This is a genomic window from Candidatus Afararchaeum irisae (assembly GCA_034190545.1).
GTDB lineage: Archaea > Halobacteriota > Halobacteria > Halobacteriales > Afararchaeaceae > Afararchaeum > Afararchaeum irisae.
The window spans coordinates 1-8,521 of sequence record JAXIOF010000038.1 but is presented as its reverse complement, the minus strand read 5'-3'; the positions used below and the strand labels follow the sequence as shown (position 1 = coordinate 8,521).

Genomic DNA, 8,521 nt, shown 5'->3' with positions numbered 1-8,521 from the left:
TGAATCCAACTATTAGCTCCTTTCAGAAATAAGTATTCACTGCTACAGAAGAGCGGAAGACCTTACACATCATCCTTAAGCGTCAGAAACGCCCCCGCTCCGACGAGTATGCCGGGCCAGTATGTAGTGAGACGGAAAAGAACCGCCGCGGTGACTGCCGTCGTCAGGTCGACCGAGTAGAAAAGCGTCGTGAGACCGGTGAACGCCGTCTCGTATGTCCCTGTTCCGCCTGGGGTCGGTGACAGGGTCGCTATTACTGAGAGATTAACTATGAGGTATATCGGCACGAACTCGGTTGGGAGACCCAAGGATCGAAATACGAAGTACAGCGAGGCGATCTGTGCAAGTATCGCGAGATGGGAGACTCCAGCCGTCGTCATCAGAAACCGTCTGTCGCTACCAGCCTCCTGAAACGCGCGTTCGATCCCCTCGATGTTTCCACGCACCGACTTGAAGACTGACTCGAATTTTTCGAACCGGGCTTCGATGCCATCGATGAGTCGGTTGAGACCGTTCCATAGCTTCGCGTCGTCGGACCAGAGGAGGTACGCTACCAGTCCGAAGAGTGTCATGAGGACGACCACAAGCCCCGCGATCTCAACGAAAGGTCCTCTGAGTGATCCGAAGACGCCGAGATAGAGTATACCTCCGAGTGTGAACGTGAAAAAGGGAGTCGCATTCAGAAGGTCGGCTGAGACGACACACGCGAGACTCGTATCGTAGTCAGTGTCGGTCGTCTGCGAGACTATGTATGCCATAATAGGCTCGCCGCCGAACTGACCTAGGGGTGTAACTGAGTTCAGGAAGTTCCCGGTCAGAAACATATGTAGGGTCTTTGTGGCTGTGACCTCGACGCCGACATCGACAAAGAACCGGTGCCAGACCCACGCCCAGACGAGTAGCGACGAGAATCCGATAGCCACAGCGACCGCGAAAAGCGACATATCGGCGCGGCGGAGCGAGTCGACGAACTTGCCGATATCTGCGAGATACAACAGACCAGCCAGTAGTGCTCCCGCGACGCCGAACCAGACCCAGCCCCTCCATCCGATATTCACGAGGGAGTTTTCTCTCATCTTGTCTTGAACCCTTCGTAGTCGTGGGTAGTCACGCCGTCTGATCCCCCTCACTAGGCGCGTCGAGTGCGGAAAGTGCCTCAAGCCACCGTGACATCTTCTCGACGGTAAACTCGATGAATCCGCTGTTGTTGTACTCCGAGAAGTCGTATGCCTCGACGGCGGCGATCATCTCCTCATACGCCTCGAAGTAGTTGTCTGCTGAGTCGGGCGCATCGTCGAGAGCTTTCCAGAAATGTTCGTTGAGTTCGAGAGCCGGAACCTCGTTGTTGAGGTCGCTGAAGGTACTCCTCTCGGCTTTCTCATGGACACAGAGAGGATAGCCCGTCAGAACTGTCTTGTCGAGCATATCCGCTGCCTTCTTGAGTGTTAGACCCGACCAGATGTCGTCGAACCGTCCTATCTCCCAGTCGTTGTCGTCCATTGGGAACTGGTAGAAAGCAGGTACTATCTCTCTTCGGAACGCGAGGTTCATCGAGCATACTGTCAGGTAGTTCCCTTCCTCGGCGGCGAAGTTACCGTTGAAGTCTTCGGCACTCGTCCGTGTCTGTGCCTGTCCACGAAGGTCTCCATCCATCAGTATTCGGACGGCATCAAGGTCGGGTATGTCGGTCCAGAGACCTTGGGACGCAACTATCTCGTTTGTCTGTCGGTTTTCCGTCTGTACTGCCTCGTCCATCGCAGAGTAAGGATAGCCGCGGGGATAGAGACCGTGTTCGTCGACATTCTGGTACAGGACGTTGACCCACTGCTCGTCGGACGAGACGTGTTCGACTGTCTTACGCGAGTCGAGGTGGTCTAGGTGGGTTCCGAAGAAGTCAAAGTCATCGTGTGGACGAGTGTCGTCGTCGAGGAAGACACCGTACTCGTACTGGGGGTTTGCCCAGAGATACAAGAGACCGAAGCTTGTTTCGGCATGAGATGCGGCGGGCACGAGATCCGAGTACTCACCGATACCTGACTCCTCGTACCAGTCGTCACGTTCGGTTCCGCCGAAGACCTCACCTGAGACACCGAGTGACTCCAGCATCTCGCGCATTTCGTCCTTCTCACAGAAGTCCTCGGTAACCAAAACTACGTGGAGTCGGTCGGTATCGAAGTCGTTAACTCGGGCATTCTCTATATACTCGCGGATGAAATCCGGGTTCCTTACTGTCGGGGCGATGACACAGATATCAGATTGGGTCATACTTAGTTGTAAATTGAGGATCGATTAATTATATCCCAAGCTCTCAAGACGCCTCTCTACCGCCTCGTCGGTTTCGGGTTCGTCACCGTCACTTTCGGAGTCCTCAGAGACATCCACGTCAATGTCAGTCCCCTTGAGTTCATCGGCGAGGTCGGACGGCACGCGAATCTCCTCCCCGGTTTCGAGGTCGTATGCCTCATACCGTGTCTCTCCGTCTTCTCCGACCGACTTTACGACCTTCTCGCTGTCACTTTTGGCGTACCTGTACTTCCGGTAGTACTCGTTCCACCGGTCTTTTGGGATGTAGCCGGTGAAGTTCTCAGGGAACTCCAGTCCACCTTTGGCGACATCGCTGAAGACACCGTCGGGATGAGGTGCGATTCCGGCGTAATGTGGGACGAGTCGGCTGAGATTTCTGAGTTCGAACGTGCGGTCTTCTCTGCCCGACGGAAGGTCGGGATGGTCGACCATGAGTACGGTGTTTATGACGGACTCGGAAACTGTGAACTGGTGACCGAATCCACCCCCGTCTCCGAGTGCCTGCCCGTGATCTGAGAGAACAAATACCACGGTATCGTCATCGAGGTCGTTGCGTCGGAGCGACTCGACTATCCGTCCCACGAGGTCGTCGGTGTACTCCACAGAGGCGTCGTAGACACTCCGGAGTGCATCGAAGTCGATCTCCTCTGTGAAGACGTCTTTCTGCCTGTGAGGTATGTTCGCGTCCTCGTCGACTCCGTGTCTTTTCTTGTACTTCTGGGGCGGACGGTAAGGCTCGTGGGGCTCCATCAGATTTACATACAGGAAGAAGTCCTCGTCGGGACTGCGTCGGTCGATGTATCTTTCGACCTCCCGGATGGTCTCCTCGGACTTACACGAGTCGTCGACATCGAAGAGCCTGAAAAGACGGTCTATCTGTCTTCCCAGAACGCGGCGCGTCACGTCGTCGAGGCTGTGGTATGCCTTTGTCCCGAGACGTGACAGAGTGACACTCAGACGGCTGTCTGCCTTTCCGAGGAAGTTCTCGACGTACTCGAAGTCACGTGTCATCCCCTTGTGGGGTGTGATCCAGACGTTCGGCGTGATCGCGGCGGTCGTGTACCCCGCCTCACTGAACTCGGATACGAACGTTGACTCATCAGACGGGAAGTAGCTTCTCGCGTGAGTCGTCCCGTGGTTCCACGGGTACTCTCCCGTGAATATCGAGGCGTGTGAAGGTAGAGTCCATGGAGCCTGTGTGATGGCGTCCTCGAAGACGACTGAGGAGTCAGCGATCTCCTCTAAGTTTTCCGTGAAGTCGATATCTTCGTTATACGGGGAAACCCTGTCCTTCCGGAGTGAATCGAGAACGAGAAAGACGACGTTTCTCCTCTCCGAACCAGATTCCCACATACTTTATTAGGGACTCAGTCGACACTTATTAACTTCGGTTCCCCTCGCCAAACCGGTAGTTGTATTTATTCGTCGAGTATAAAAGTACACAGTATGGTCGAGAAGGGGGCAATCGTCTACTGGTGCGACGGCGCGGGACACGCAGCCAGGAGCATCCCCGTTGCCAAGGAGCTTGAATCCCGTGGGATTGAGGTTACTGTCGCAGGCGGTGGACAGGGGAAACCCTTTGTAGAGATGAACGGATTCGAACACCCCGACCTGACGACGGTTGCTGTCAAAGGTGACAGTCCGCTTTCTTTTCTGAAACACAGTCTTTTCGACCTCGCTCCGTCCTCGGTACGGCGTCTCAGAGAGATCCACCGCTGGCTCAAGGAGGAAGATCCCGACTTACTCGTGACCGACGATGTCTTCGCGGGTGTAGCGGCTGTCGCACAGGGGGTCGATTTCTACAGGATCGACCATCTCACTCCGGGGATGTTGGATCTCCAGTGGGATGTCCTCTTACGGATATACGACAGAGCCTCGCTCGCATTCTGTGAGAAGATAATAGTAACTACACTCTGGAACGACGAAGAATCACCTGAGGGATTCGAGTTCGTAAAACCTCTCGCCCAGGAAGGTGACAGGGAGGTCGACGAGTACGATGTCCTTCTCAATCCGGGGACTCACGGCGAGGACTTCGACGAAATAAGACAGAGACTCGAAGAAAAGGGTCTCGAAGTCAAGATGGTGGGCTCCGACGACTGGGAGATACAGCCCTCGATGACCCCTCACACCGAAGCCGCGAGCTGTGTGGTCTGTACGGGTTACTCTTCGATAGCCGACACAGTCGTCGGAGGCACGCCGTGTATCGTCTATCCTTTCCTGCCTTTCCAGAAAAGCCTCGCGGAAAAAGCCGAGATGAAAGACACTGAGGGAGTCATAAAGGCGGACAACGTCGAAGAGGTACTTGAGGCAGTCGAAAGATGCTGTAACGGAGAGGTCGAGAGCCCCGAATACGAAAACGGCGCAGAGGAGTTCGTCGACATACTTCTCGATCCCTCAGAACACGGCTCTTGAGCTTGACTCGTGGATGTCGGCGTACTCGAAGACGAGAGAAAGTCTAAGGATTCAACTTGAGCAGGCGGAGTCCCCGTTCAGAAATCTCAGATTTCTGAGCCCGCGAGAGCAAAGCTCTCGGGACGTCCTCAAGGAGTGTTGCGAATCTCTGATTCGCATACGTATGAAAATCTCCGATTTTCAACACATCGCAGTCCGCGCAAGTGGACAAGAAGCGTTAACGAATCGCGTAGCGATTCGTTCGCACATCAGAACGCTTCGCGTTCTGAGGACGCAGTAGGGCGGGGTTGTTGACTAGAGCCGCGCTATGGGGGTGTTAACGTTAGCAAAGCTGTAAAAAGCGTGGTCAAGCTAGTTCTGGTTGAGTGATCAGAAATGCTCGACCACGTGTTAGAGCAAGTGCGGGAAGAAGAAATATTTTTCCGCGAAGACACGCCGACAGAGCAGCGTGTCCTCGCTGGGTTTCTATATCACGCCGGCTTGTCGTACCGACGCATCGAACCGTTCGTTGATGTGTGTCACGTCGCTGTCCACGACTGGTATCACCGTCTCAAACACCTTTTTGAACCCGACCGCGACCGCCGGCAAGCGGTCGCGGTCGATGAGACCAAACTCGAAATTGAGGATGAAGAGGTGTATGTCTGGGCAGCTGTCGACGTGGAGACGTTTGAAGTCCTCCATGTTGATGTCTCGCCTGGCCGCTCGAGTCTCGATGCGTTACTGTTTCTCAAAAGGGCACTGAAGTACTGCCGCGGTCAGCCGGTAGTGCTGGCTGACCGCGGCGGATGGTACGATTGGCCGCTTGAACTTCTCGAATGTGAACCCAAGCGAGAAACATGGGGTGATCGGTCACTCATCGAAGCATGGTTCGGTGTGCTGAAATACCGAACCATGCTGTTCAGACACCGGTTTCCCCACTACAGCAGTCGAGAATCAACTCGAAGTTGGCTCACAGCCTTCGCCGCTCTCCACAATGCTATGCTCCAAAGTTAACACCCCTCTTTACTGATAAAGAGAGTCAACTACCCCACCCTACTTCGCTCACCGCGTAACACGGTTCGCTCGTTGAGGGTGTCGTCAGAAGCTCCGCTTCTGACTGCTCGCAAATCTTAGATTTGCGATGTCTCTGAGGAGACCTCAGAGGCTCGTGAACTTTCGTTCACGATGGGGCTTGTCAGTGGCCTCTTCCTCTAACCCGTGTTCGGTGGGTGTGAGAGTGTATCTCTCAGCTCGGTGTCCTTGGCCCTGACTTCAGAGCGTATTGACTGACGCTCCTCCCACGAGACGGCTGATGGCCTCGAAGGAGATACAGTTCTGCAATATTCTTCGCCGCATTGTAGTCAGCGTGGTTCTGTTTCCCGCACCGCTGGCACTCAAACTCGTCTCGGTGGCGGTTGTCGTCATGGACGCATCCGCACTCGTTGCATCGCTTGCTCGTGTTTTTCGGATTCACCGTATCCACAAACAAGCCACGCTCTTCTGCCTTATACTCGACAAACGATTTCAGCTTGCGGAACGCCCACATTGAGTGCCAGTCAGCGTACGGTAAACGGTCACGGATACCGTCTAGTTTCTCGAAGATGATGCCGTCGCAATCGTGTTCAAGGGCTTCTTCTACTATTCCGTTTGCGACGGAGTGCAGGACATGCTTCACGTACTCGTCTTCCCGACCGCTCACTTCCTCCAGTGTACGGTGTGCTGATTGCGTCCCGCATTCTTGGAGGTTGCCACGAGTTTTCTCGAACTCTCTCCGAGCATGATTAAGCTTACCTGTGCTGAAGAACCGAGCCGTGCTGGTGACGGCGATTTGATTGACGCCGAGATCAACACCCAGAACCGTTCCGTTCTGCGTCGTTGCCTCCTTCTCAAGCTCGGGCTTCTCCTTTCGATAGCCGAGATGCAGATACCATTCGCCGTCTCGGTAGTGCAGGGTACTCTCCGTGTACTCCCAGTCCTCATCGTTCAGGTACTGATACTGATAGCCGTCTTCGTTGCTTGGTAGGGCAAGGTCTGCTCTGACTCGTGAATGGTCGTCCAGTACTGTGAGCGAGACTTGTTCTTTCTCTGAGAACACGGTAAGCGTTCTTCTATCGTAAGTGATAGAATTCGAAGTGAAGTGTGGTTGTGTTGCTTTCTTGCCCTTCTTCCTTCGTTCGATGCAGGATTGGATGCTACTTGCGACCTCGTGACAGGCAAGAATTGAGTGCTGACTGTTCAGTTCTGTCTCTTCCTGTACCGTGTCTTTAGCAATACTTCTGACACCAGCCTGAGTGTGCTCGTCCTCCCACGCGAGACTAGATGCGATGTTGCACCCATCGAGCCACTCTTCCACAGTATTGTAGAGTAGCTCGTGGTCTTCTGGGGAGAGTCCGTCGAGCCGTGTGATAGCGGTTCGACGATAATACTCAGTATCTGATGCCATCGTATCTTCATAGAAGTGTTGTTGATTGTTAAATGCTGTGCTATTTGGTTTCTTGGCGGGGTTGTCGGTTTCTTCCCCTCCCTACTCGCTCACGTTGGTCGCTCCTTGAGGAAGGGGACTCCACCTCGAAGATGTTGAAAGAAGACGCACACTACTTCCGGCAGGAAGAGTACGACACGGAAGGTGAGAACGGCCCCAGCAACCATGCTGAATGGGCACGCCGCAAGAAATCCCGGCGGCAGACCCACTACCTGCACGCTCTCTCGAAAGACCTCGTGAACCAATGTGCAGATCGTGGTGTGGAGACGATAGCAGTTGGCCATCCGAAAAACATCCGCGAGGATGAAGACTGGGGCAGGCACGGCAACAAGCGCCTCCATGACTGGGCGTTTGAAACTCTGCTCAGTCACATCGAGTACAAGGCTGAAGAACGTGGTATTGAGGTTGAGCGGGTCGATGAGTACGAACTGGCTACGTCGATAACGTGCTGTGAGTGTGGCATGAAAGCCGATTCGAACCGTGTTGAACGTGGGTTGTACGTCTGCGATGAGTGTGAACTGGTTGCGAATAGTGACTGTAATGCGGCTGAGAATATGAGAAAGACGGTAACTCCGAATCCCTCTGTGGATAGGAGTAACGGCTGTCTGGCCCAGCCATCGGTTCGCCTGTTCGACACATCGACGGGGAGAGTAGCCCCACAAGAACAGATCTGACCGTAGACCGGCAAATATCCCAACGCTGCGGTGCGGTTCGGGAAGCCCCGTCGTTTACGACGGGAGGAGGTCACATACTGAGGTCTTGGACACTATGCTGTCATATCTGTAGAAGGGTTAATAAAGTAGAGACTTCTACTACAAGTATGAGCACGTCGATCAAGATAGACGAAGAGACTAAATCGAAGATAGAAGAATTACAGGCAAAGATAAAGTTAGAGACGGGTGAAAAAGCTACACAGGAGGAGATTCTGGAGGGTGTCGTCAGTTATGCTCTATCCACAGAAGAAGATATAATAGACTCGTTCAGAGACAAGACCGTGCCTCTTAGCGACGAAGAAATCGAGGAGTTTCACGGGGGCACTTCTAATTGGGATGAAGATCTAAAGGAGAATGACCTCGATGAGGTACTATACGGATAGCGATGTCGGTTCTCATAGACACAGGCGTCTTCTATGCTCACCAGAATGAGAGCTCGAGTCGTCACGAGTCTGCAAAGAACGCATTGACACAGGTTCTCAAAGGAGGCTACGGACAGCCATACACAACGGATTACATCTACGACGAAACTGTCACACTCGCGCTAAAGGACGGGGTTTCCGCGCTGTTATCTACATGAAAGAGCGGGGTATAGATCATGTGCTGAGTTTCGACAGTGATTTCGACGGCA

Annotated in this window: 8 protein-coding genes; 3 read left to right on the top strand and 5 right to left on the bottom strand. The window is 53.7% G+C overall.

The features are described from left to right. Positions 1–62: 62 nt before the first annotated feature. From SV253_05255 to SV253_05245, 3 genes are read right to left on the bottom strand one after another with little or no spacing between them, the layout of a single operon-like run. The gene (locus tag SV253_05255) at positions 63–1,076 is read right to left on the bottom strand and encodes a lysylphosphatidylglycerol synthase transmembrane domain-containing protein (protein MDY6775469.1); all 1,014 of its coding nucleotides are present in this window, start codon (positions 1,074–1,076) and stop codon (positions 63–65) included. Between the two features lie 31 nt (positions 1,077–1,107). Beyond that, on the bottom strand, positions 1,108–2,265 hold the full coding sequence (locus tag SV253_05250) for an alpha-1 4-glucan-protein synthase (GenBank protein MDY6775468.1): 1,158 nt from the start codon (positions 2,263–2,265) through the stop codon (positions 1,108–1,110). A 24-nt stretch (positions 2,266–2,289) separates the two neighbouring features. After that, positions 2,290–3,657, bottom strand: coding sequence for a sulfatase-like hydrolase/transferase (locus SV253_05245; GenBank protein MDY6775467.1), 1,368 nt, complete (start codon positions 3,655–3,657; stop codon positions 2,290–2,292). Positions 3,658–3,750: 93 nt separating this feature from the next. Between SV253_05245 and SV253_05240 the strand changes: the two genes are divergently transcribed. Beyond that, positions 3,751–4,716: a hypothetical protein gene (locus tag SV253_05240; GenBank protein MDY6775466.1), complete on the top strand. Its 966-nt coding sequence runs from the start codon at positions 3,751–3,753 to the stop codon at positions 4,714–4,716. 465 nt (positions 4,717–5,181) lie between these two features. Here SV253_05240 and SV253_05235 read toward each other — a convergent pair whose 3' ends face one another. Both SV253_05235 and SV253_05230 read right to left on the bottom strand, forming a co-directional pair. Further along, on the bottom strand, positions 5,182–5,397 hold the full coding sequence (locus tag SV253_05235; protein ID MDY6775465.1) for a hypothetical protein: 216 nt from the start codon (positions 5,395–5,397) through the stop codon (positions 5,182–5,184). 544 nt (positions 5,398–5,941) lie between these two features. Further along, positions 5,942–7,138, bottom strand: a complete 1,197-nt coding sequence (locus SV253_05230; GenBank protein ID MDY6775464.1) for a transposase — start codon at positions 7,136–7,138, stop codon at positions 5,942–5,944. Positions 7,139–7,269: 131 nt separating this feature from the next. Between SV253_05230 and SV253_05225 the strand changes: the two genes are divergently transcribed. Together SV253_05225 and SV253_05220 are read left to right on the top strand one after the other, a co-directional pair. Beyond that, complete coding sequence (locus tag SV253_05225) at positions 7,270–7,851, top strand: transposase (GenBank protein ID MDY6775463.1); 582 nt, start codon at positions 7,270–7,272, stop codon at positions 7,849–7,851. 146 nt (positions 7,852–7,997) lie between these two features. Beyond that, positions 7,998–8,273 (top strand): hypothetical protein, encoded by a 276-nt coding sequence (locus SV253_05220; GenBank protein ID MDY6775462.1) that lies wholly within the window; start codon positions 7,998–8,000, stop codon positions 8,271–8,273. Positions 8,274–8,521: the final 248 nt, after the last annotated feature.

Coding starts and splice junctions, on each gene's coding strand:
- SV253_05255 (MDY6775469.1), bottom strand. CDS start 1,076: ATGAGAGAAAACTCCCTCGTGAATATCGGATGGAGGGGCTGGGTCTGG.
- SV253_05250 (MDY6775468.1), bottom strand. CDS start 2,265: ATGACCCAATCTGATATCTGTGTCATCGCCCCGACAGTAAGGAACCCG.
- SV253_05245 (MDY6775467.1), bottom strand. CDS start 3,657: ATGTGGGAATCTGGTTCGGAGAGGAGAAACGTCGTCTTTCTCGTTCTC.
- SV253_05240 (MDY6775466.1), top strand. CDS start 3,751: ATGGTCGAGAAGGGGGCAATCGTCTACTGGTGCGACGGCGCGGGACAC.
- SV253_05235 (MDY6775465.1), bottom strand. CDS start 5,397: ATGGAGGACTTCAAACGTCTCCACGTCGACAGCTGCCCAGACATACAC.
- SV253_05230 (MDY6775464.1), bottom strand. CDS start 7,138: ATGGCATCAGATACTGAGTATTATCGTCGAACCGCTATCACACGGCTC.
- SV253_05225 (MDY6775463.1), top strand. CDS start 7,270: ATGTTGAAAGAAGACGCACACTACTTCCGGCAGGAAGAGTACGACACG.
- SV253_05220 (MDY6775462.1), top strand. CDS start 7,998: ATGAGCACGTCGATCAAGATAGACGAAGAGACTAAATCGAAGATAGAA.